The following is a 22,635-nucleotide window of genomic DNA, read 5'->3' on the forward strand; positions in this document are numbered from 1 at the left end:
TTATGGGTTTTAATAAACATAAAAAATGATCCAGCTTTTTGCTATATAAGAGCAAATATTGTTGGTTCAAGATTAAACTAAATACGACATATCATTTATTATTAAATGTGATCTAAAAAACCTTTGTTCACAAAAAATACTTTGTTACAAACTTAAGAATTAATACTAATCCTTCATCACCTAACTTATGTTAGATAATACTAATTCTGATGCAGCTACCAATGCCTCCATTTATCCAGCACGCCGAGGAAAACATAAAATATTCATCGGGATGGCTCCCGGTGTAGGTAAAACTTACCGGATGCTAGAAGAAGCAAAACGGCTAAAACAAGAAGGATTTGATGTTGTCATTGGCTTATTAGAAACTCACGGACGCAAAGAAACCGCAGAAAAGTCATCAGGATTAGAACTCCTACCTCGTAAAGAGATTTCCCGAGAGGGATTAACCCTCACCGAAATGGACACAGAGGCAATTCTCCAGAGATTACCCCAATTAGTATTAGTGGATGAACTCGCCCATACTAATGTCCCTGGTTCCTTAAGAGAAAAACGCTATCAAGATGTGGAGGTAATTTTAGCTGCGGGAATTGATGTTTACTCGACAATGAATGTGCAACATTTAGAAAGTCTCAACGATGTTGTAGCGAGAATTACGGGTGTGGTGGTTAGAGAAAGAGTCCCTGACCGCATTTTAGATGAAGCAGATGAAGTTGTAGTAGTAGATGTAACACCCGAAACTTTACAAGAAAGATTATTAGAAGGAAAAATCTACGCTCAAGCAAAAATCCAGCAGGCTTTAGAGAACTTTTTTCAGCGTCGGAATTTGATTGCTTTGCGAGAATTGGCGTTAAGAGAATTAGCAGACAATATTGAAGAAAATGCGATCGCTTCAATTCCCAATGGTCAATTCTGCAACATCCATGAGCGAGTTTTGGTCTGTGTTTCTACTTATCCTAACTCTGTACAATTACTGCGTCGTGGAGCCAGACTAGCCAATTATATGAATGCACCTTTGTATGTTGTGTTTGTCGCTGATCCTGAGCGTTTCTTAACAAAAGAAGAAAGTTTACACATTCATAATTGTGAAAAATTATGTCAAGAATTTGAAGGTAATTTTATTCGCGTAACTAGTAGTAATATAGCCACAGCGATCGCCGAAGTTGCCGAGAAATACCGCATTACCCAAATTGTCATCGGCGAAAGTCAGCGCTCTCGTTGGCAAATCCTGTTCAAGGGTTCATTAACTCAAAAGTTAGTCCGCTTACTCAAAAATATTGATATTCATATCATTGCCAGTGACCAAAACCATAGAGATTCAAGTCAAATGAGTTTAAAAACAGGCAAAAGGCAATAGGAAACAACGAACATATAAAGAAATATTTTTATATACCCTTGTATAAGCATTTCCTAATATATAACAGTCCGTGTAAGAGTTAAAAAATCTCATACCCATTCCTACTGATGATTCCATATCTCCATAAATGATTGCAGAATTAAATAGGATACTCTAACGTTTAAAAAAATCTTCCATTTATCTATGTTTTCCGTGGTTAAATAATTGCTCAACCACGCAGACAATTTCTGTTTTCGTCAGCAGTCATTCATCAAGACTCCAAGACTAAAAATAAAATTATGGACTAATTAATTATGACTCTTGTTATTGGTTTGATTAGTGGTACATCTGTAGATGGTATTGATGCAGCCTTAGTTGAGATTTCAGGCACAGATTTAGACCTCGAAGTCAAGTTATTAGCCGGACAAACCTTTGCCTATCCCACTGAACTCAGAGAGAAAATATTGGCGGTTTGTGCTGGAGAAGCCATCTCAATGGCAGAATTAGCCCAATTAGATGATGCGATCGCTATTAGTTTTGCTCAAGCTGCTCAAAATATTCAAACTGGTAATCAACCAGCTATTTTAATTGGCTCTCATGGGCAAACAGTTTACCATCGACCACCTAAAAAAGCAGGAGAGAATACTTTAGGTTATACCTTGCAACTTGGGCGTGGTGCTTTGATTGCTCATCTCACCAAAATTACTACAGTCAGTAATTTTCGAGTAGCTGATATTGCTATTGGTGGTCATGGCGCGCCTCTTGTCCCCCGAGTAGATGCTTATTTGCTGAGTCACCCAGAAGAAGGACGCTGCATTCAAAATCTAGGAGGGATAGGTAATGTAGCTTATATACCACCCCGCCGCGATCGCTGGTTAGAAAAAATGCGCGGCTGGGATACTGGCCCAGCCAATAGCTTATTAGATTTAGCAGTAGCACATTTAACGAATGGCGAGAAAACTTACGATGAAAATGGTAAATGGGCAGCCACCGGAAACCCCTGTCAACCATTAGTAGAACAATGGTTAGAACAAGAATATTTTCATCTTCCACCACCTAAATCCACAGGCCGGGAATTATTTGGTGTAGATTATCTGCATCAATGTTTAAAAGATGCCGAACCATACCAACTCAGCCCTGCTGACTTGTTGGCAACACTTACAGAACTCACAGCAGCTTCTATTGTTCACAGTTATCAAACTTTCTTGCCGCAAATGCCACAACGAGTATTTTTGTGCGGTGGCGGTAGTCGAAATCTTTATCTCAAACACAGATTACAAACACTATTAAGTACAATCCCCGTTTTAACTACCGATGAAGTCGGCTTAAATGCAGATTTCAAAGAAGCGATCGCATTTGCCGTGTTAGCCTACTGGCGACAGTTAAATATTCCCGGAAACCTCCCATCAGCTACAGGCGCGCCTTATGAAGTCTTACTAGGAGAAATTCACCAGCCGATGAAATCGTAAAAGTACTGGTTGAGGCAGAGAATAGGGAATAGGGAGTAGATTTGTTGGTCAGCTGATGTGCATTCAAGTTGCAGAATTTGAATTGTTGGTAAAAACTTCAAACCCTCTCCCCCGCCCCCTTGCCGGGACACGATATTATTTCGGGAAACAAGCACCTGACATTTTTGGGTTTCAAATATATCGTTGAGTTTTAGCGTGACTCGATTAAACAAGGAACTGATCAGGTGGCTCACACTTTTTTAATGGAACCAGGACGCTGGACATTTCAAGGCAGTTGGCTAGAAAGGAATGGAATGCCAATCAGTGTTAAAGGTATGACCTTAGTTGCTTGGAATCGAGATAACTGGTTCACAATGGCAACCAAGCTAATTTTTCCGGGAAGCGATCGCTCAGAAATCTCCTTACAATACAAAGGGCGTTTGCACGAAGGAGAACGCCAGTATACTTTTTTACTACAACATAATATTTTAGGTCAAATTGAAGGCGAAGGGTGGATTGGACTAGATACCATAGTGCAAAGGTATTGGGTACTCAGCGATCGGCAACGTCGTAGTGGCTTTGAAACATTGCATCGTCTATCAAATGATACTTACTATTTAAGTAGTGGCATCATGGTTGGGCATTCCTTAACTAGCACAATGGAAGCCAGCCTAGAGCGTCAGCCACTTAAATAGTCCTGAGTTGCCAAACTTGGTTAACTGCCAAAGAACTTCCAGAAAAGATGTTATTAACAATCAACTCTCAAGATATTTCTCTGTGCTACCCCTCATGATGGGATATCTTTGGAGTTGGAAGTCCTGAAGAAATGCAGGGTAAAAGGGTGTAAGAGTATAGGGTGCAAAAAGTTTTGACATCATTCAAATAATAGAAAATCTATAGAAATCATCGATTCATAGATATTTATTCCCCCAAAGTTGGGCAAACTAATACTACATCAAAATCAAAGTGACGGAATGGTAGAAAAAATCAGCATAAATCTACCTGCTCCTTCAGTTTGAATTGGCATCTTCTATCAGGTGCATAAACCACCCAGGTGACAGACAGCGGATCAAATATAAAATTCTCGAAACAATTCCTAGACAGAGCTTCAGTTGATTAATGTGAACTGTAGCAAATTAAGTCAAAGTCTAGGTAGAGAAAAGATGTCAGTTTAAACAAACTTTTATTTACCACACACTTACACGCTACTTTTGGAGTCGAATTTTTATATGTCAGACCCCAACATTGGTCGTTTACTCGGCAGCCGCTATCAACTTCAGGAATTAATTGGAACTGGAGCTATGGGTCGAGTTTATCGTGCTAAAGATATTTTGTTGGGAGGTGTACCTGTTGCTGTCAAGTTTCTGGCACTCTCGATTCAAAATGAAAAGATGCGGTTACAAGAACGCTTTGAAAGAGAAGCCAAAACCTGCGCTTTATTAGGACAGAAAAGTATTCATATTGTGCGCGTCATGGATTATGGCTTAGACGAAAATAAGACTCCGTTCTATGTCATGGAATATTTACAAGGACAGAGCCTCAGTCAAATTATTCGTCAAAATAATCTGACTTTGCCCAGATTCTTGAGTATGGCGCGGCAAATCAGTCTGGGATTACAGTGCGCCCATGATGGCATCCCAGTTGACGGCACTATTTACCCTATCATTCACCGAGATATTAAGCCTAGTAATATGCTAGTGATTCAAGACCCCAGTTTTGGCGAACTAGTAAAAGTTCTAGACTTTGGAATTGCAAAATTACTCCAAGCAAATAGCGACCAAACAAAATTTTATTTGGGAACTTTAGCCTACTCCTCCCCAGAACAAATGGAGGGTAAAGAATTAGACAATCGCTCAGATATTTATAGTCTGGGAGTAATGATGTTTGAAATGCTCACAGGCAAAATGCCATTAGTTGCACCTACTCATTCCTTTGGTGCATGGTATAAAACACATCATTCTCAAGAGCCACGTTCTTTTGCTGCTGTTAATCCTGGGTTAGAAATTCCCCAAGAAGTCCAAAATTTAGTGATGAGTTGTCTTGCTAAGTCGCCAAAAGATCGCCCGCAAAAAGTAAGTGAAATTTTAGCAGTCTTAGAATCTATAGAAAAAAATTATCACTTACGCCCAACTAAAACTGACCAACCTGCACCTACACCAAAATCAACACCAGAAGCAACACCAACACCTGCATCCACACCAGTTCGGGCCTTAACAATTCCTGTTGAGCCAAAAATATCTGAGCCACAGATAAAAGCTGATGTGCAGATATTACCTTCCCATGATGAAATTCTTCGTTCTGCTCGTTGGCCAGAGAATAAGCCCATTGCTGATATTGTTTTTCCCCAGACTATTCATATTAATGAGGAAGTTTTACCAGCTTTGTGGGTGATGCTACCACAGCAAGAAATTATCAAACGCTATGCCTGTAACCGTTACAATCAATTTCTTTTTTTACCAACACCCCACCCGATGCTGCTATGGATAACTGTTATTTATAACCGTAAACATGGTGTTAAATGGTTGCCTCATTACCTTGATCTGAAAACTAACTTAGGGCAAGAAATCATTCGTTTACTTGCGAAAACTGGTTACTATCGCTTGTTATTTTTCGCCCGAGAATCGCCAAGTCGTTGTTCTCATATATTGCTTTGTAGTATTGCTGCGGCGCAGCGCCAAAACTTAATTAAGTGGGCAGAAGAAGGTAAGATTTTAGCCTCATCGGCTGATCCCCAGCTTAGTAAAAATGTACTAAAAAGGGAATATGAAAAAATTAAACCCCAAATTATTTCTAAATTAGAATTAATCGCTACAGATTCCCCTTTTGACTTTTCGGCCTAGGATCTCTCTGTCAGAGCAATGTAAACTTTTATGACGAAAAATCTATATTCGGTTGTAAGCCTTGCGTTATAGCAAATATAATAAATAGCGATGGTAATGACCAGTTATAAGTAATTGGATCTACGCAAACCTTTCTCTGTGTCCAATACAATTAGTGAATTAGCTTACTTGAATAGCCATATTTTATTTAAATTGGCTAATTTTAGGTGCTAATCTATCCCCTACAATACAGCTTGGTTTTAACAAATATATGCAGCCTAAAATCAAGTTTTATGTTGCATAAACTTAAGTGACAAACAGTCAGTATAAATCGAATCTAAAGTTGACGCCCCAGCATCCCCAGCTCTTTTCCTGCTTGGAACGGAGCAAGAGAAGGAGGTCGCCCACTGCGACACAAAACAACTCTATGCCAAAGTGGAACCTGAATCTAAGCCCCATTGGTGTTTGAGTAACTCTTGGTAGGTTGCCTCACGCACCACCATTTGCTCATATAGCTTGACCAAAAAATCTTTTGCTTGGTCATGGCTCATGTTTTGAACTTGGGTGGCAAAGGAACGGATGCTGAACTGTTGCTCTAGGGATAATTCGATGGGTTGGTTCATAGTAAACTCCGAAAACAACGCGTAAAAGTGATTAAGCGGAACATATATCCCAAGAAGTATGGGATGGGATATCTGTCTACATTTGTTCCTACGTATTACGAAAGATAACAATTGTTTGACAGTTTTGACCACACTCCAAAGGATAAATTTTTCTGTCGGTAATGTCTTGTGCGTAAACCTAGTGATATACAACCCAAGTCTACCAAGACATGCAGCTAGAAATTTCACAAATAGTGAAACTATATAGCTAGCTTTGCCCTTACTTTATAATCAGCATTTCTATGTGAGAGTTGCTGATGACGGCAAGGGCAAATAAGGGCTATTAAATCTGAATTATATGCGCTATACCGTAATAGGTGCAAGATGTCAATTCAACAATTTATATAAACATTGGCTCCAATGGCTAATTTGGAGATTAAAAGTATTTGTATCAAGTTGTCAATCATAAAAATGCTCAGGCTGAACAAATTGCTGAGTATATTTACTAAAATAAAGTCCACAATCCAACAATTTGGGATTTTAGATGATTTTTTTGCGAAGTAAATCTTGGTCAAAATTACTTTTGACCAATGGCTATTGACTATTGAGCATCTAGTTCACTCTTCTAGTTCAACGATGACAACTGTGATGTTATCGTGTCCACCTTGCTCTTTAGCAGCTTCTATCAAGGATATAGAAGCTTTTTCGAGTATGGGAGTGCTGTTGAGGTAGTGGGCGATTTTATGATCTACCAGTTCTTCTGTAAGACCGTCACTGCATAACAACAAGCGATCGCCTTTTTTGATATCTAATGGCTGTATATCAACTTGATGCAGGTCTTCTCGACCCAAACACCGAGATAAAACATGACGAAAAGGATGAATTCGCGCTTCATCTGCGGTAATATCGCCAATTTTGATAGCTCTGGCTACCCAAGTGTGATCTTCGGTGATTTGTTCTAATTGGGAGCTGCGGAAGCGGTATAAACGGGAATCACCAACATGGGCGCACCAAGGCCCATCTTGATGACGAAAAATGACTACTACAACTGTAGTACCCATGTCAGCGCGTTCAGGATGACTTTGCTGATCTTTTAAAATCGCTTCATTTGCTTGCCACAAAGCTTGTTCTAGTAATTTATCGGCTGATTCTGGCGAATCCCAATGAGCAACTAAATGCGCTTGAATTTCTCTAGTAGCAATTTGGCTGGCTTCTTCACCTCCTGCATGACCACCCATCCCATCAGCGACTATGAAAAATCGTCCTTCGGGATCGACATAGTAAGCATCTTGGTTACTAGAACGAATAAGTCCCGGATCGCTAAAACCCGTGAATTTTAATTTCATAATTTTTTATGGCAATCATTAATACATACGTTCATAACGGTCGAGGCGCAGAAGCAAGCGGATCAGAATTACTGAGACTGCGGCTGCAATCAAACCTGCAAGACTCGCCAGCCATACATAATGATTCACTAATAAAATAGTGGCTGACAGAGTAAATCCACTGATTATCAAGGCGTAACTGATTGCTAGTTGAATATTGCCCTGTCTGCGTAGCAGGCGTTCTGATTCGATGGAACGTACCCGCACACGCATATCACCACGTTCTAATTTTTCCAGAGTGTCTTCTAGTCTACGTGGTAGTGCAAACGCGGTCGTACTGACTTGAACTGCTTGACGACTTAATTCATTTAAAAAGCTATTACTATCAGCGCCATTCATATTTGTCATAAGTTGCATTGCGTAAGGTTGAGCAACTTCCATGAAATTAAATTCTGGATCTAAGCCTTTACCTACACCTTCAAGGGTGGAAAAAGCTCGCATCACAAAAGTGAAAGTTGCAGGAAATCTAAATGGCTGATTATAAGCTATTTCGTATAGATCATCACTAATTGCGGCCACTGATTGGGCTTCAAATGGCTTATCCATAAAGTTGTCCAACATATATTGGACAGAACGACGGACTGGCCCCATATCATCGACTGGTGCGATCGCTCCTAAATTTATCAGTGATTCTACTACGCGATCGCCATCTTTTTGAGCAATGCCAAACAAGGTTTCCATCAAACCTTCGCGGATATTTGACTTAATTCGCCCCATCATCCCGAAGTCGTAGAATATCAACGACCCATCGGGACTGACCGCAATATTACCAGGATGAGGATCGGCATGAAAAAAGCCATTATTGAGCAGCTGATGTAAATACGCTTGGGCCCCTTGACGCGCGATTAACTTGCGATCTAAACCCGCAGCTTCTAAAGCTTCATATTGACTAATTTTAATTCCCGGCAAATATTCTAAAGTCAGAACTCGTGGCGAAGTGTAACGCCAATAAATTCTCGGCACTTTTACCCAGTTATAAGCGCGAAAGTTGCGGCGAAATGTATCCGCGTTGCGCCCTTCACTGAGATAATCAATTTCTTCCCAAAGAATGCGACAGCACTCTTCGTAAATACCCATCCAATCTCGCCCTTTCCCCCACTTAGGATGGTTTTGAAAGTAGCGCGCAATTCCTTTGAGAATTTGTAAATCGATTTCAAATAACTTTTTCAGTCCAGGACGCTGTACTTTGACTACCACAGCTTCTCCACTGTGCAGCACAGCTTTATGAACTTGACCTAAACTTGCAGCGGCTAGAGGAATTGGTTCAAAACTTTGGAAAAGTTCAGGAATTTTCTTTCCCAGTTCTTGTTGGATAATCGTTTCTACTTGCTCGTAGCTAAATGCTGGTACTTTATCTTGCAGCTTGGCCAACTCTTCGACATATTCACCAGGGAATATATCAGCACGAGTCGAAAATAATTGCCCAACTTTAATAAAGGTAGGCCCCAAATCTAGCAGTGTATTGCGAATCCACACTGCTTGAGCTTTGCGCCTTGCAGCTTGTTTTGCTTCCGTTACGCCACCGGGATAACTCCAAGATTTGTTATAACGCCATAATTTGAACATTAGGGTCAACACAAAACCCCAAATGTCCACAAAACGGCGTTTGCTAGAGTAGTTTTCACGATTCCAACGGTATGCTTTGTCTGAATAACTTTGTTCCATATTTTTTGCGTACCGTTGGTTGTTCACCGAATCAACTGGAAGATAAGACACTCTGATTCCTAAAACTGTGTTTGATAAAGGTGTCAATTGACGCTTGACTATTGACCATTGACTAAACAGAACTGCTGCGATAACGCTGCAACTCATTCCGCAATAGGGCAATTTCGGCTCGTAGTTCATCAATATTGGCTTGCAAATCCACTGGCTCTTGTCCAACTGTGGTTGTTTGACCAACATTCGCCGCTTCTGCTGCCCGATTTGCCCGTTCTATAACTTCTTGGGTAAACTGACGCAGTTGTTCTCTGGCTTCGGCATCAAATTTACCTATCTCACTTAAAGCATCGGTCAAGGCGACCTCTACGCGCTCGTTGATGACTTCAGCTACAGCTCTGCCTACAAAAAAGGCTTGTAAAAGGGGGTTACTCATAAATTTTTGTTACGCTCATCCGCAAGAGAATTATAACTTGCTCGTATGCTTCACGGCTTCCATCTAGTAGAGAGTTTGGAGCCAAGTTAATAACTACTTTATATAGCTATAAAGGCTTAGAGTTATATAACTAATTATAAATTATTTTTAAGCAAATCTCAAATACAGGAATCCGGTTTGATTTGTGAATCTAGTTGTGTAGTTAGGGAGTAGGCAATGGGGAATGGGGAGGAGGAAAGAAGATTGTTCTGGATGTACTGTTTTTCATAAATCAAATATGAGTTCTCTAGTTAGTTGAATCAATTTGAGATGACTTTAATAATTGTTTACATATTGCAGTTAAATCATTAAATTTCAATCATTAAATTATCAACTTAAATTTTGCAAAATTTGAACTTTGTTCAAAAACAAACATTAAGTTTTTTATGACATAGGCATAAAGAGATTATAGTAGCAGATACCAGGAATACTTTATTGAGTACACCGGAAATTTATGGTGCGTTAAACAAGTAATTAACGCATCACAATTAGCCATGCTAATAAACAATTGAATTACAGTTAAGGTGTATTTCCAAGGTGAGCATACAAGATTAACATCCACGCTGATATTTGCAGCTTATATTTACAAATTTACTTTATAAGTCACTGGGGAAACGTTGAAATATTTATTAAGAATAATGAGAGTTTTCAACTTTCATTATCTATCTCAAGGTGCTATTTCTAAATCGGCTATAAGTTGCGTTGCTCTTAGTTTAGCCCTTAGTAGCTGTACGCCAGAAAAAAGAGCTATGCTCAGAGCGACTGCGGAAAGTTTTCGCAATCAAGCTGTCGAAGCTATCACTGCATATAGGGAAATTAATCAACTAGAACTGAGAAATACAACGGTTGATGACCCTAATACTACTATTGCGGAGTTACTCAATAATCCAATTATCGAGGATAGTTTTAATGAGGGTGTCATAGATTTTAAGCAGTTGGATCAGATTATTTTAGGGGAGCAAAGTCAACCATCCGCGCTTGACACAGCTTTGAATAATTTACAAGCAGAATATGATAAGGCTGTAGAGGTATTTACCAACCTAGAAGCCATTGATTATGAAAGTAGCAAGATAGTAGCACAAACGGCTCAACCAGCCAGATGTTTAACAGTTAAGATGTTGCTTTTAGCGCAATTATTACAAGAGAATCCACCAAAACCAAAAAATCCGGAAAGAGCCGAGATTGGACTGGAGTTAATTAAGCTGCGTCAAAATTATCGTCAAGCAAATCTATCAGAAAGAGAAAAGCAAGAAATTGAAAATCAAGTTGGTCGATTAGTTAATAAATGGCGCAATTTGGATGTAGAAGAAAAAGAAATGATAGAAGGTGCGATCGCTAAATTTTTAGTAGCAGCAGATAAAGGACAAAGGCTTTCAAAACTGATTGATGAATACCCTCATCTTAGCTTTGATGTAATTTCGGCTAGAATTACTCAAATTTTGAGTTTAACTACAAATATTACTGGCAATAACTATAGTTATTTGACAGTAAAAATTCATAATATCGAACGGGAAATTCAATCTGATCTTACTCTCAATAGTTATTTAACAGATGTTGTTAATGGGCAGTTCAAGCCAGATAAATCACAACTTAAATGCCAAAATTAACCAGGGATTTATATGAACAACGATTCCGGAAATTTATTACCAGTCATAGATAATAAAACTATAGATAAACTCATCACAATTCTAGAGCAGCTAAAAGCAGCACCTAGTGATAGCATTGATTTAGCAAAGCTACAACAAACAGAAGATAAATTAGAAGACATCTTATTAACGCTGCAATTTGAATTGAAGCTAGCCAAAGATAAAAGTAATTGGGATTTAGTCAATAAATTAAGACCAGCCGTTCAAGAATGTAAATATACCATAGATAGTATTAGAGCAGCGATTATCAATAAAATTGTGATTGGTGTAAATTCCGAAAATATACAGGAGATGGAAAAAATATTAGATAATATAAATCAAGCCCGCCAAACCCAGTTAGAAATTAATGCTGTAATTGGCTTATTTGGCTTTTTGCGTAGGTTGTTATCGGGAAGGATATTGCTTTGAAAAATATAGTTTAATTTGATTAATAACAATCGGCTTCATATTTTCCATTTGCACTTATAATTGGTACAGATGAAGGGCTAATCCCACGTACAAAAATGTCCACACAGGTATCAATATATTGCTCGCAGCTATAGCTATTGTGCTTGAGTTTGGCATTGCGGCATAACATCCCTGCCAGCAGCATTCCTAAGAACATATCAACTGCTGGGGCGGGATCAATGTCAGTTCTGACAGTACCGCATTTTTGGCAAGATTTGAGGTAAGCAACTAATTTTTCGTTGAGGGGTTGGGCGGCTTCTTGAATAACTTGCTTGGCTGCTTCCGGATGACGTTTAGCTTCACCGATAAAGGTGCGAATTAAGTCTTCTTGGAGTTCTAACATTGTGTTGTACATTTGGGCATAACCCCTCAAATCAATATACAAGTTTTGCGTCCAAGTTTCGGGGTGTCCTAAGGCTTCTATTTGAAGTGCTAAAGCATTTTCAATCACTGCTTTGAGGAGTTGTTCTTTGCTACTAAAGTGACGAAATAAAGTGACTTCATTCACCCCGGCAACACGCGCGATTTCACGGGTAGTTGCACCTTGAACACCTAAACTAGCAAATACTTGTGAGGCGGCTTCTATTAAACGTGTACGAGTTAGATTTGCTGAACGGATATTTTTAGTCATTTGGTTTGCAAGTGCTTGCTTGCATTATATTTGGTACGTGAAAAAGGTTTTGTTAACTAAATACAAATAATAAGCAACTTAAGGCAATATTTAGCAAAAAACTTTAAAGTTACGACAGAGTAGCAGCTAATAAAGTTTCACTTCTTACTGCCACTCTATCCGCCTACTTGCGGGTGTAGCGATGTTTAACTCCGATAGGAAAATATTCGCGATCGCCTGTTGCCTTTAAACTAACTTGGGGTGTTTGATATTCTGGGGGAACATAATTAGCAAATTCACTGTTGAGGCGTAATAGTTGCTGGAGAATTGAGGCGGTGATGGCTTGGCGTTTGTCTTCACTACTTTCAACTTCTGGTGCTAGTTCCACCACAACTGATAAAAATCGATTCTTGTCAGCATCTTCCTGAACTTGCAAGACAAATTTACCTGTCACCCATTCTTGAATTACTGGTTGTTCTAAACCTACGCTGATATTTTCTGGATAAATATTTGCCCCAAAGTAAGAAACTGTAAAGTTAGAGCGTCCAAAAATGTAGACGAAAGGTAGGGGGTGAATTCCTCGGGGGGAGTGGAGGTGTTCTAGGGGGTTAAAGTTCCATTTTGCTAAAAATTCCAGCATGGCATCGTAGGTAATAATGCCGCCTGTGTCGAGGATGTCGTAACGTATTAGAGGGATACCGTTATTGCCTGAGAATAACAATGAGCCGTCTTGAGCTTCAAAAAAGCGGCTAGTTGGGTCATATTGTACGAGTGTAGGTAGTCGAGATTCCCCAAATAAAGCTTTAGCTGCATCAGGATTTTTGGCTAAAAAACGGCGAATGCAAATACTTAAAGGCGTTTCGTTACCTAAAACGCCTGCATCCGCAGTTCCATAAAGGGAGGCGAAATCATAGCTAGGATTTTGGGAACCAACTCTCTCACCAACTAAACTACGCCACTCTTCACTAAATACTTCACCAGCCATGACTAGCTTAATCTGATATCTCTGCCATTCCACACCACGACTTAAGCCAGTATCAATCACATCTTTGAGAAATGGTGGGTATCCTAACAAAACAACTTGCTGAAAATTTGGCCCTAGTTCTTGCACTACGCGCAATATTTCTTCTTTGTTGTTTCCTGGTGTAATGACAGTGATGGGATAACCTTTACTGGCGAGATAGCGACAGCAATTTGTGGTGAACATTCCGCCTACCCAAGTTCCTAAGGTGAAACAAATCACGGCGAGGGTGTGCTTGGTGTCGGCGGAGAAACTATCATGAAAAATTTGCTCAAAGCGTGCAGCAATTTGCAATTCATCGGTGAAAAAGCGCGGCCAAAATGTGGGTTTACCTGTAGAACCGGAAGAAGCGGCTATCATATCGCAGGTTGCTAATTCACCGTGGCGACACAAGTCTGGTAGGGGATATCGCTGTATATAATTTTCTTTGGCGATCGCAGGTAATTTCTCAAAGTCTGCTAAAGTTTGAATGGTCTGAGGATCTATACCTCGTTCTGCTAAAAAAGCTTTGTATGCTGGGACGTTAGCAGCTACATCATGAAATAAACTTAAGACTGTTGATGAACTATCAGCCTGGCAATTTCTTTGTAGTAGGGTTTCTATAGAAGTAGAGATAAAATCTGCAAATGCTTTGATGCTGCGTTGCTGTTGTAAGTTATCGTTCATAAATTTATCTGATTAACTACTCAAACAAGAACATAGCTTGCTTTTGCTGGTTAATCTTTGACAAGATTGATTATTTAATTTTTTATACCTTAGATGTAATTTGTAAAGTTTTTTAACGCAGAGGCAGGCTGAGGTAAACGCAAAGGTACGCTGAGTCTTTATTCGCTATTTACTGATGGCTGTGGTGTAGAAGAGTAAATTTTATTAATAGTAGGCTCTATTCCATAACTCGGCTTTGGTTAGCACATAATTGTAGGTAGCACTTCCGTAAATAGAACTGCACCTGTTGTAGTAATTTATAAAAACCTTCGTTTATCCTTCAGCACCATGCAGGTATATTGCACTAAACAACACGCCAATCTTGAGAGTAATCGGTTTTGTACCTCTTGTGGTGAACCATTACCGCTTGCGGTTGGACAGGTTGTAGACAAACGCTACCATATTATCCGTCAGCTAGGACAAGGGGGTTTTGGGCGTACTTACTTAGCACAAGATCAGCATAAAGCTAATCAAGTATGTGTGCTGAAGGAATTTGCACCCCAAGTGCAAGAACAACAGGATTTACAAAAAGCCAAGGAGTTATTTGAACGGGAAGCCAGTGTGTTAAAACAACTTATGCATTCCCAAATTCCTCGGTTTCACGCTTCTTTGCAGGTGAAGATAGGTAGTAAAGATTTTTTCTTTTTAGTGCAGGATTATATAGAAGGTGAGAATTATTACAATTTATTAGAACAGAGGCAAAATCAAGGGCAGACTTTTACTGAGGCAGAAGTCATTACGCTACTGCAAAATATTTTACCTGTGTTGTCTTATATCCATGCCAAAGATGTGGTTCACAGGGATATTTCGCCGGATAATTTGATTTTACGCAGTTCTGATAATTTGCCTGTGCTGATTGATTTTGGCGGTGTGAAGCAATTACCAGCGTCTCAAGGTTTTTGGTTTACGAAGTTAGCCGTTAATAATACTTTGTTGGGTAAAAAAGGCTACGCACCAGAAGAGCAAATCCGCCAAGGCAAGGTATTTATTAATAGTGATTTGTATTCTTTGGCGGTGTCAGCGCTCGTATTATTGACAGGTAAGGAACCGCAGAAATTATACGACAGTTATCAAGGGCTTTGGTATTGGGGTAAGGAAATCAAAGTCAGCCCTAAACTAGAATCTGTATTAAAAAAGATGCTGGCTTATAAACCAAGCGATCGCTATCAAACAGCCGAGCAAGTCTTGAAAGATTTACCATCAACCTCGGCAATACAACCAGTTAATCCACATATTACCAAACTGAAGACTCAGATAGTTGCCCCAGGCAGAAAACGTACCAACACGATTGTGAGTAGAATCCAGAATAAGACGCAAGCAGTAACCAGCACTTTACCTGTTTGGTTACGCCCTTTTGCTGTTAGTCTGGGCGGTACAGCAATAGTAGTTTTAAGCGTTGCTGGTACTTGGGCTGCGGTAAATGCGGTTGTGCGGGGTATAACTTCAATCACTATCCCGTCGATTTCCCTGCCGCAAGTGCCATCTCTACCAAATCCTCTCGGTCAGCCTGTGAGCGACAAAGGCGGCAAAGGGAAAAATGTTTTAGCTCGTCGTCAAGAGTTAGAAATACCAGAAGTATTTTTTACGCGGATGGTAGATAGTTTATTTTATAGTCAAAGACCAGACTTGCAGGGGAAAACCCTCACATCGAAATCAGAAGATGCGCCTTTACGAAATGAATGGTTTAATATTGCTGATGACTTGTTAGATAAACTAGAAGCGGCTGATTTGAGTAGCGCAGCACGCCGTAAACTAGGAAGCTACACTCAACAAGATTACGAAAGATGGAGACAGCAAGCGAGAACGGGAAAATTGGGTAAGTATACAATCAGTCAGCTAAACAAAGACACAAATCAAAAATTTGATGAGTTGTTTCCCGGAAAGCAACGTGAGAAACAGAATCAACAGACTTACGGTCAAATTTGGTATGCGATCGCTGCTGATAAAGTAAGTAAAATACAATCGGATAATTAGTTAAGGTGCAAGGGTGATGAGTGAGAATGTCAGGGGTATCAGGGTACAGGGTGTAAGGGTACAGGGGAAGAATATCTTACTCAGCACTATTGACTATTGACCAATGACTAAAATTTATTGTTCTCGAGGTCATGAAAATCCCCCAGGTAGTCGGTTTTGTCTCCAGTGTGGCGAGAATTTGCTAGACTTACCTGTAATTTATGGTATCCAACCTGGTTTAACTTTAGGCGATCGCTATGTAATTGTGCGTCAAATCGGTCAAGGTGGGTTTGGACGTACTTATTTAGTGGAAGATATTAACCGCTTCCGCGAATTTTGTGTTTTAAAAGAATTTTCTCCCCAGGTTCAAACTGCTTACGTTTTACAAAAAGCCGAAGAACTGTTTCAGCGAGAAGCTGAAGTTTTGTATAAATTGCAGCACCCGCAAATTCCCCGCTTTCGGGAATTATTTCGGATGAATCTGCAAGGGAAGGAATATCTTTTTTTAGTGCAGGATTATGTAGAGGGACAAACTTATAATTCTTTATTAAATGCTCGCAAACAGCAGGGTTTAAGGTTTACAGAAACAGAAGTCCGCCAACTGTTGCAGCAAATTTTGCCAGTTTTAGAATATATTCACTCGATGGGTGTGATTCATCGAGATATTTCCCCAGATAATTTAATTTTACGCACTGCCGACCAACTGCCAGTATTGATTGATTTTGGTGGTGTCAAACAAGTAGTTGCTACGGTTGCTTCTCAATATTACCAACCAGGAGTCGCCCAAACTCCCGCCCCCACGCTACTCGGAAAAATTGGTTTTGCACCCCCAGAACAAATGCAAAGTGGTGCGGTATCGCCACATAGTGATTTATATGCGTTGGCGGTAACAATATTGGTGCTGTTAACCAGCAAACAACCACAAGACCTGCTAGATAATTACACTCTCTCCTGGAAATGGCAGCAGGAAGTTAGCCTGAGTCCGATTTTGGGACAAGTATTAAATAAGATGTTAGCTCCTCGACCGAGCGATCGCTACCAATCAGCTAGCCAAGTTTTACACGCACTTAATCCCGCGCCTGTTTACTATCCGCCTACCCAAGCACCGATGGAACAACCGCCTGCAACATCGGCGACATTTGCGGTTGCCCCTTCTCCTCATACACCACCTGCACCCCAGACTCCGATTTCGCCATCGCCTGTACCCCCACAACAAACGGGTGGGTTGACACCAGCCAAAACTTTGTTCGCCGCTTTAGCCGTTGTTGGCGTTGTCGGTATAACTGTGTGGGGACTGACGAGAAATAATCATGGTGGCGGAAATATTGCTGTTACGCCTACCCCAAGTGTTACCCAACCCGTTGATGCTTCATCGCAATATTCGCCAGAAGAAAAGCAACGTAAAGCTAGATTAAGCGATCGCCGTCAACAATTAGGCATTAGTCAAAGTTTTTATATAGACTTAGTAAATCAGATTTTTTGGCAGAGAAATCCTAGTTTGCAGGGACGTACCCTTAGCGATGGTAAAGAAGATGAAAGTTTACGCGCTGCATGGGATAAAACCGCTGACGAACTATTGGATAAGCTGTCAGTTTTGAGTGCTAATGCACGTCAGCAACTAGGAAATTATACTGCATCTGATCGCGATCGCTGGAAAGTTCAAGTTAACCAAGTGAACGTAGGTAGTCGCGCTTTGTATGATTTAGGTGATGCAGCTTTTTACAATGTATTTCCCCAACAGCGCGGTAAAGAATTTTTAGATCAACCCATTGGGCAGGTGTGGTATGGGTTTGTCAGCGATAAAGTTACTGCTATCCTCGCAGGAAGTGTATTTCAAAAAATTGTTTTTGATGCAGGGGCAACAAATAAAACCGTTAGCGGTACACTCAAACCTGGCGGTGGCAAAGTTTTAATTGCGGAACTCGCCCAAGGGCAAACATTGGAATTGAATCTCAAAGCCAATTCTCAAGTTTTGTTATCGGTTTATTCTCCCTCTGGCAAAGTCAGATTTTTGGAAGATTCAACCAAGCGCACTTTGTCAACTGAATTACCAGAAAATGGATTTTATGAATTTGCGATCGCTTCTACTGCATCATCATCAGTAGAGTATCAACTTAGTATCACCGCCACCAGCCCCGCCCCTATTGAAACACCTACACCCACACCCACACCTACAGAAACATCCAGCCCATCGCCAACACCCACTCCAACGGAGACAAATACACCTTCGCCTACGCCAACTTCAATAGAAACAACACCATAATTCAATACGTTTCAGTTAAGGCAACAACTTAGACTGGTGTAGGTTGGGTGGAGGAACGGAACCCAACATTCACGCATACTTTGTTGGGTTACGCTATCGCTACACCCAACCTACTATTCTCTTAACTATATTTGTCGAGAAAATTGCTATTAGCAACCCTTACTTTTGTTGTTGTCTGCGTAGTTGTTCTTGTTGCCATCTATAGTTTTCTAACTGTTGTCTTTGTTGCAGCCTATATTCTTCTCTTTGTTGCTGCTGTTGTAGCTGCATTTCATCTTGTCGCAATCTAAATTGTTGCCACATTTGTTGAGATTGGCTATTGCCATTTAAGCCATTCTGTCTTTGTGATTCTGTTTGGTTTTGTCTTAATTGTTGTTGTATTTGTCTGAGTTGTTGTTGCTGCTGAAGCAAATTTGGCGAAGTTACACTTTGGGCATAAACAGGCGCATTAGTCAGCAAGCCAACAATAAATATAATAAATGGTAGCTTTGCTTTCATGATTAATTAATGAATGATTGCTTTTTAATTACTCGAAATAAAAAATCAAGCCTTGTTTTCTCAATTCATGAGTAATCTTTGTTAGCAAAGAAAGGCTAAAGTCCACTACCTATATTATATAAATTTTCTAATTTAGTTGCGATCGCCGCACTAATGCCACGCAGAGATACAGAAACAATCAAGATTTTGAGAATTTAATCCTTCTTGTTAATTTACTGCTGTCTTTTCCGGTTCTGTTGCCAATTTCTGCCCAATTTTTGGTTCTGTCCCTGCGAAGATTCGTTCAATATTACTCCGGTGACGCACTATCACATACAATCCACCAAAAATACCAAACAAAATATAGGGCAATGGTTGATGAAAAACTACCATGAAAATTGTGACAGCAACTGCCCCAGTAATCGAACTCAACGATACAATGCGGGAAATAGCTATAACCACAGCAAACACGCCCAAGGTAGCTAAACCGACTTGCCAACTTATCGCCAATAATATTCCTAAGCTGGTTGCCACAGATTTACCGCCAGTAAAACCCAGAAAAATAGATTTACTATGCCCCAATATGGCAGCTAACCCGACTAAAGTTACCAACCAAGGCTGCCAAAATTTTATATCTACAGTTGGGGGGATGACATTTTGGCTAGCCGCAAAGTTAAATAAGCCATAAACAAGAGCGATCGCTAATACTCCTTTTAAGCAGTCAATTCCTAAAACGATAGCTCCTGGCCCTTTACCCAAAGTTCTTAGTACATTAGTTGCCCCAGTTGAACCGGAACCGACTTCTCGAATATCAATACCTTTTAACTGCTTGACAGCAATGTAGCCAGTGGGAAAGGAACCCAACAAGTAAGCTACTACCAAAACTGCCCCACACAAACTTAACCAGATAGCCATAAACAACTCAAAACAGTCCAGTGTCCATAGTCAATAGTCTAAGATATCGCAGGTTACAGGTTATATCGTGTCCTGTTAAAGACTTATCATTAAGGCCGCAGGGGAGTAGGGGTGCAAGGGTGTGGGGGAAAAGAAAGCATCGAACCACACTTGGAAGCCCTGTCTTCACACTCAGCCACACCCTGTTCTTGACCATTGACTAATCACTAAAAATCATCATCATAATTTCGCATAGCTTTGGGGTCAGGCGCAAAAGCCAACCACAAAGGAAATTGCAACAGTCCTAAACTGATTTGCTCTTCAGAGTCATCAATGATAATTAAGGGTAGTTGATTAGCCTTAACTAAACGGTCAGCTTTTTGGGCTAAAGCGTCTGATGCTTCAAATAATACTACACCTCGGTCTGGGCCAAAATCGGGACGACCGATGCCTAAACAGTCTTGTAAACCGCGCCGCCATTCACCTAGACGTTCTGGGGTATTAGCTAAAACAAGAGTACGGACGCGATCGCCATACAATTTATGTAGTATGGAAATCACCGCAGAAGCAATCAAAGTATTTTGCAAGCGGCTACCCATTGTCCGTAAAGCACCCCGTCCCCCTTGACCAAAAAACCAATTCGAGACGCGTTCTGCATGGACTGGTTCAAAGGTGCGGCGTAGTTGCCAAGCGGGGCCGTAATAATCTGGTTTATTCCGATATTGGTCAATTAAACGGCGAATTTGCTTGGTTGTCTCTTGAAATTGCTGCTGGGCAAATTGTGGTGTAGTTAATTCTGGTTCTGTGGGTTTAGCTTCTTTAGCCGTTGGTTTTTCGCGTTCTCTTACCTCTGGAACTAATTGCAACTGCTCGGCGGCGGCGGCTAAATCTTGTAGGCTCCCGGTGAGATAATCTTTAAAACCTTGTACGCGAATGGCCAAGTCCTGTGACGCTCCCGCAAAGGTGGTTTTCATTTCATTACGGATGCGTTCTTGGCGGCGTTCTAGCTGTTCTATAGAAATTTGCAGTGCTTGTTTGCGTTGTTCAAGTTGCGCTAACGTTTCTTGGACGATGCGCCCTAGTGCAGTTTGCGTATCACTCAATTGAGTTTGCAGAGTGTTGTAAGTTTCTTGCAACTTGGCAATTTCTGTGATGAGTTCAGCTTTCTGGTGTTGCAGCTGCACCAATGTTTGCTCTACTGCATCTATTGATTCTGGTTGTATATCTGAACCCACTTCATCTTTATCAGTTGCGATAGCCACAAACTCAGGCGTTGACTCTGCAATTGGTTCATTTAAAGCCTCAGCTGATAAAGTGGGCGTTTCTGTTTCCAGAACTGACTCTAAAGATGAGTTTTCTGGTTCTTCTGTATTCGGATCTTCTGGTTGTATTTGTGCCAACCACTCATCTATTGGTTCTGGAGTTTGAGATGCCTCAGGATTCATAAACTATAATTTAATTCCTATGATGCGAATAAATATTGGTCATTTGTCCTTTGTCTAAAACGACTCTTAAATCCGGGGACAGCGTTCTTCCAAACAAGCTTTTAGGGTGTTGGGGTCAAATAAAATGGGTAAAAAGTGAATACTGTTGATTTCTTTAAAATAAAACAGTACAGGAAAACCATTCCAGAATATACGCCAGTTTTGCCATTCTCGGTAAGGAAAACGCCGAATTAACTTTTCACCTCTGTAAATGTCTAAGTCTGTAGTGGTAAATTGCAGACGCAGCGTTACAGTTTGAAACAAAAGAAACAAGCCAAAAAATGCGATCGCTCCTGCTACCCAAGGTTGCACAATCAGGAGGGGTATCGCTGCAATTACCAGTACTAAAGGGATATTGTAACTAGGTTTAAGTTCCACCGTGGCTGCGGAGTTAGGCGCAAATGAACTGGTCACTGTTTCTAATCCTGTTTCTTTTTTAGACATCTTTCCTATTTTAGGATTAGGCGGTTGAGTTAGGGAGTGGGGCGTGGGGAATAGGGAGTAGGGTGAGAAATTAACGAATAAATATTATTTTGATTGCGTTACACAAATATTGTAAATTTCTAGCTCTAACCCCTAGCCTCTTTAAAATCCATGTACAAATGCACTACCCGCACCTTGGAACATTAACCAAGACAAAAAGAAGTTGCTAATAAATATCAGCAGCAACGCCGTCACCACAGCTGTTGTAGTTGATTGTCCCACACCTTTAGCTCCGCCTGTGGTGGTTAAGCCCCAACTGCAACCAACAACAGCAACTAACATTCCAAAGCAAGCTGCTTTAATCAAGGCACTACAAATATCCCAAGTATCCAGCAAGCTGCGGGCAGATTCTAAAAATACATTATCTGCAATGCCATATATATTAATGGCAATAATCAATCCACCAAACATCCCGGTGATTAACGACAGCAGCGTTAAAATCGGCAGCATTAAGCAACAAGCAATCATCCGTGGAATGACTAAATAATCGATGGGGTCGGTTTTTAACATCAACATAGCATCGATTTGTTCTGTCACCCGCATAGTCCCGATTTCTGCGGCAAAGGCGGAACCAACGCGTCCAGCTAATACGACAGCTGTAAGTACGGGGGAAAGTTCCCTGGTTAAGGCTACCGCCAGCACGCCCCCAACCAGATTTCCTGCGCCAAAGTTAATAAACTCTCGCGCAACTTGAATAGTAAATACCGCCCCAACAAAAATAGCTGTTAACAGGGCGATAAACAAAGAGTCTGGCCCTACTGCGGCCATTTGTTCTAATGTGTTCCGCCAATGAATTCTGCCTCGCAACAGGTGTACTATCAGCTGTCCACCTAAAAAAATCGCGGCTAACAATCGCTGACCCCATGCTGCTAAACTTGATTTGGATGTTGTACCTTGACTCAATGTTTTGTAGCTAACTCGATAATTGCCTTAA

19 protein-coding genes are annotated in these 22,635 nt (G+C 40.6%); 8 read left to right on the forward strand and 11 right to left on the reverse strand.

Translation table 11 applies throughout. The annotated features are described in order from the left end of the window. The first annotated feature begins 187 nt into the window (after positions 1–187). The 4 genes from H6G69_RS08680 to H6G69_RS08695 all read left to right on the forward strand — a co-directional run bounded on the left by H6G69_RS08680 (position 188) and on the right by H6G69_RS08695 (position 5,621). Positions 188–1,354: a universal stress protein gene (locus H6G69_RS08680; RefSeq protein WP_190684628.1), complete on the forward strand. Its 1,167-nt coding sequence runs from the start codon at positions 188–190 to the stop codon at positions 1,352–1,354. 293 nt (positions 1,355–1,647) lie between these two features. Beyond that, a complete protein-coding gene (locus H6G69_RS08685) occupies positions 1,648–2,802 on the forward strand; it encodes an anhydro-N-acetylmuramic acid kinase (RefSeq protein WP_190684630.1) in 1,155 nt (384 codons plus the stop codon). Positions 2,803–3,026: 224 nt separating this feature from the next. Beyond that, complete coding sequence (locus H6G69_RS08690) at positions 3,027–3,476, forward strand: hypothetical protein (RefSeq protein ID WP_190684633.1); 450 nt, start codon at positions 3,027–3,029, stop codon at positions 3,474–3,476. 534 nt (positions 3,477–4,010) lie between these two features. Next, positions 4,011–5,621 (forward strand): serine/threonine-protein kinase, encoded by a 1,611-nt coding sequence (locus H6G69_RS08695; protein WP_190684636.1) that lies wholly within the window; start codon positions 4,011–4,013, stop codon positions 5,619–5,621. Between the two features lie 404 nt (positions 5,622–6,025). Here H6G69_RS08695 and H6G69_RS08700 read toward each other — a convergent pair whose 3' ends face one another. The 4 genes from H6G69_RS08700 to H6G69_RS08715 all read right to left on the reverse strand — a co-directional run bounded on the left by H6G69_RS08700 (position 6,026) and on the right by H6G69_RS08715 (position 9,679). Next, entirely contained in the window at positions 6,026–6,223 is a 198-nt protein-coding gene (locus tag H6G69_RS08700; protein WP_190684639.1) for an NblA/ycf18 family protein, read from the reverse strand. Between the two features lie 596 nt (positions 6,224–6,819). Continuing rightward, positions 6,820–7,548, reverse strand: coding sequence for a Stp1/IreP family PP2C-type Ser/Thr phosphatase (locus H6G69_RS08705; RefSeq protein ID WP_190684642.1), 729 nt, complete (start codon positions 7,546–7,548; stop codon positions 6,820–6,822). 18 nt (positions 7,549–7,566) lie between these two features. Then, positions 7,567–9,252 carry an AarF/ABC1/UbiB kinase family protein gene (locus tag H6G69_RS08710; protein WP_190684645.1) on the reverse strand — a complete coding sequence of 562 codons (1,686 nt, stop codon included), beginning with the start codon at positions 9,250–9,252 and terminating at the stop codon, positions 7,567–7,569. Positions 9,253–9,364: 112 nt separating this feature from the next. Then, positions 9,365–9,679 carry a DUF6825 family protein gene (locus H6G69_RS08715; RefSeq protein WP_190684646.1) on the reverse strand — a complete coding sequence of 105 codons (315 nt, stop codon included), beginning with the start codon at positions 9,677–9,679 and terminating at the stop codon, positions 9,365–9,367. 677 nt (positions 9,680–10,356) lie between these two features. Between H6G69_RS08715 and H6G69_RS08720 the strand changes: the two genes are divergently transcribed. Both H6G69_RS08720 and H6G69_RS08725 read left to right on the forward strand, forming a co-directional pair. Further along, positions 10,357–11,325, forward strand: coding sequence for a hypothetical protein (locus H6G69_RS08720; RefSeq protein ID WP_190684649.1), 969 nt, complete (start codon positions 10,357–10,359; stop codon positions 11,323–11,325). 12 nt (positions 11,326–11,337) lie between these two features. Continuing rightward, positions 11,338–11,772, forward strand: coding sequence for a hypothetical protein (locus tag H6G69_RS08725; RefSeq protein WP_190684652.1), 435 nt, complete (start codon positions 11,338–11,340; stop codon positions 11,770–11,772). 19 nt (positions 11,773–11,791) lie between these two features. On the opposite strand, the gene H6G69_RS08730 is transcribed toward H6G69_RS08725, so the two are convergent. Beyond that, complete coding sequence (locus H6G69_RS08730; RefSeq protein ID WP_190684655.1) at positions 11,792–12,442, reverse strand: TetR/AcrR family transcriptional regulator; 651 nt, start codon at positions 12,440–12,442, stop codon at positions 11,792–11,794. A gap of 163 nt (positions 12,443–12,605) precedes the next feature. Further along, positions 12,606–14,108: a phenylacetate--CoA ligase family protein gene (locus H6G69_RS08735; RefSeq protein ID WP_190684658.1), complete on the reverse strand. Its 1,503-nt coding sequence runs from the start codon at positions 14,106–14,108 to the stop codon at positions 12,606–12,608. 327 nt (positions 14,109–14,435) lie between these two features. Here H6G69_RS08735 and H6G69_RS08740 point away from each other — a divergent pair, with 327 nt between their 5' ends. After that, a complete protein-coding gene (locus H6G69_RS08740; RefSeq protein WP_190684662.1) occupies positions 14,436–16,121 on the forward strand; it encodes a serine/threonine-protein kinase in 1,686 nt (561 codons plus the stop codon). A 103-nt stretch (positions 16,122–16,224) separates the two neighbouring features. Then, positions 16,225–18,363, forward strand: a complete 2,139-nt coding sequence (locus tag H6G69_RS08745; protein WP_190684664.1) for a serine/threonine-protein kinase — start codon at positions 16,225–16,227, stop codon at positions 18,361–18,363. 159 nt (positions 18,364–18,522) lie between these two features. Here the strand turns inward: H6G69_RS08745 and H6G69_RS08750 are convergent, their stop codons facing one another. The 5 genes from H6G69_RS08750 to H6G69_RS08770 all read right to left on the reverse strand — a co-directional run bounded on the left by H6G69_RS08750 (position 18,523) and on the right by H6G69_RS08770 (position 22,604). Then, positions 18,523–18,861 (reverse strand): hypothetical protein, encoded by a 339-nt coding sequence (locus H6G69_RS08750; RefSeq protein ID WP_190684667.1) that lies wholly within the window; start codon positions 18,859–18,861, stop codon positions 18,523–18,525. 207 nt (positions 18,862–19,068) lie between these two features. Continuing rightward, complete coding sequence (plsY, locus tag H6G69_RS08755) at positions 19,069–19,755, reverse strand: glycerol-3-phosphate 1-O-acyltransferase PlsY (RefSeq protein ID WP_190684669.1); 687 nt, start codon at positions 19,753–19,755, stop codon at positions 19,069–19,071. Between the two features lie 206 nt (positions 19,756–19,961). Beyond that, entirely contained in the window at positions 19,962–21,179 is a 1,218-nt protein-coding gene (locus H6G69_RS08760; protein WP_190684672.1) for a DUF3086 domain-containing protein, read from the reverse strand. Positions 21,180–21,245: 66 nt separating this feature from the next. Further along, positions 21,246–21,662, reverse strand: coding sequence for a DUF3119 family protein (locus H6G69_RS08765; RefSeq protein ID WP_190684676.1), 417 nt, complete (start codon positions 21,660–21,662; stop codon positions 21,246–21,248). Between the two features lie 141 nt (positions 21,663–21,803). Further along, positions 21,804–22,604, reverse strand: coding sequence for an MlaE family lipid ABC transporter permease subunit (locus H6G69_RS08770; protein ID WP_190684679.1), 801 nt, complete (start codon positions 22,602–22,604; stop codon positions 21,804–21,806). Positions 22,605–22,635: the final 31 nt, after the last annotated feature.

The organism is Nostoc sp. FACHB-110 (genome assembly GCF_014697425.1).
Taxonomy (GTDB): domain Bacteria; phylum Cyanobacteriota; class Cyanobacteriia; order Cyanobacteriales; family Nostocaceae; genus Nostoc_B.

Excerpts from the sequence above, each read along its gene's own strand:
- H6G69_RS08680 (WP_190684628.1), top strand. The coding sequence starts at position 188 with ATGTTAGATAATACTAATTCTGATGCAGCTACCAATGCCTCCATTTAT.
- H6G69_RS08685 (WP_190684630.1), top strand. The coding sequence starts at position 1,648 with ATGACTCTTGTTATTGGTTTGATTAGTGGTACATCTGTAGATGGTATT.
- H6G69_RS08695 (WP_190684636.1), top strand. The coding sequence starts at position 4,011 with ATGTCAGACCCCAACATTGGTCGTTTACTCGGCAGCCGCTATCAACTT.
- H6G69_RS08700 (WP_190684639.1), bottom strand. The coding sequence starts at position 6,223 with ATGAACCAACCCATCGAATTATCCCTAGAGCAACAGTTCAGCATCCGT.
- H6G69_RS08705 (WP_190684642.1), bottom strand. The coding sequence starts at position 7,548 with ATGAAATTAAAATTCACGGGTTTTAGCGATCCGGGACTTATTCGTTCT.
- H6G69_RS08710 (WP_190684645.1), bottom strand. The coding sequence starts at position 9,252 with ATGGAACAAAGTTATTCAGACAAAGCATACCGTTGGAATCGTGAAAAC.
- H6G69_RS08715 (WP_190684646.1), bottom strand. The coding sequence starts at position 9,679 with ATGAGTAACCCCCTTTTACAAGCCTTTTTTGTAGGCAGAGCTGTAGCT.
- H6G69_RS08720 (WP_190684649.1), top strand. The coding sequence starts at position 10,357 with ATGAGAGTTTTCAACTTTCATTATCTATCTCAAGGTGCTATTTCTAAA.
- H6G69_RS08725 (WP_190684652.1), top strand. The coding sequence starts at position 11,338 with ATGAACAACGATTCCGGAAATTTATTACCAGTCATAGATAATAAAACT.
- H6G69_RS08730 (WP_190684655.1), bottom strand. The coding sequence starts at position 12,442 with ATGACTAAAAATATCCGTTCAGCAAATCTAACTCGTACACGTTTAATA.
- H6G69_RS08735 (WP_190684658.1), bottom strand. The coding sequence starts at position 14,108 with ATGAACGATAACTTACAACAGCAACGCAGCATCAAAGCATTTGCAGAT.
- H6G69_RS08740 (WP_190684662.1), top strand. The coding sequence starts at position 14,436 with ATGCAGGTATATTGCACTAAACAACACGCCAATCTTGAGAGTAATCGG.
- H6G69_RS08745 (WP_190684664.1), top strand. The coding sequence starts at position 16,225 with ATGACTAAAATTTATTGTTCTCGAGGTCATGAAAATCCCCCAGGTAGT.
- H6G69_RS08750 (WP_190684667.1), bottom strand. The coding sequence starts at position 18,861 with ATGAAAGCAAAGCTACCATTTATTATATTTATTGTTGGCTTGCTGACT.
- plsY (WP_190684669.1), bottom strand. The coding sequence starts at position 19,755 with ATGGCTATCTGGTTAAGTTTGTGTGGGGCAGTTTTGGTAGTAGCTTAC.
- H6G69_RS08760 (WP_190684672.1), bottom strand. The coding sequence starts at position 21,179 with ATGAATCCTGAGGCATCTCAAACTCCAGAACCAATAGATGAGTGGTTG.
- H6G69_RS08765 (WP_190684676.1), bottom strand. The coding sequence starts at position 21,662 with ATGTCTAAAAAAGAAACAGGATTAGAAACAGTGACCAGTTCATTTGCG.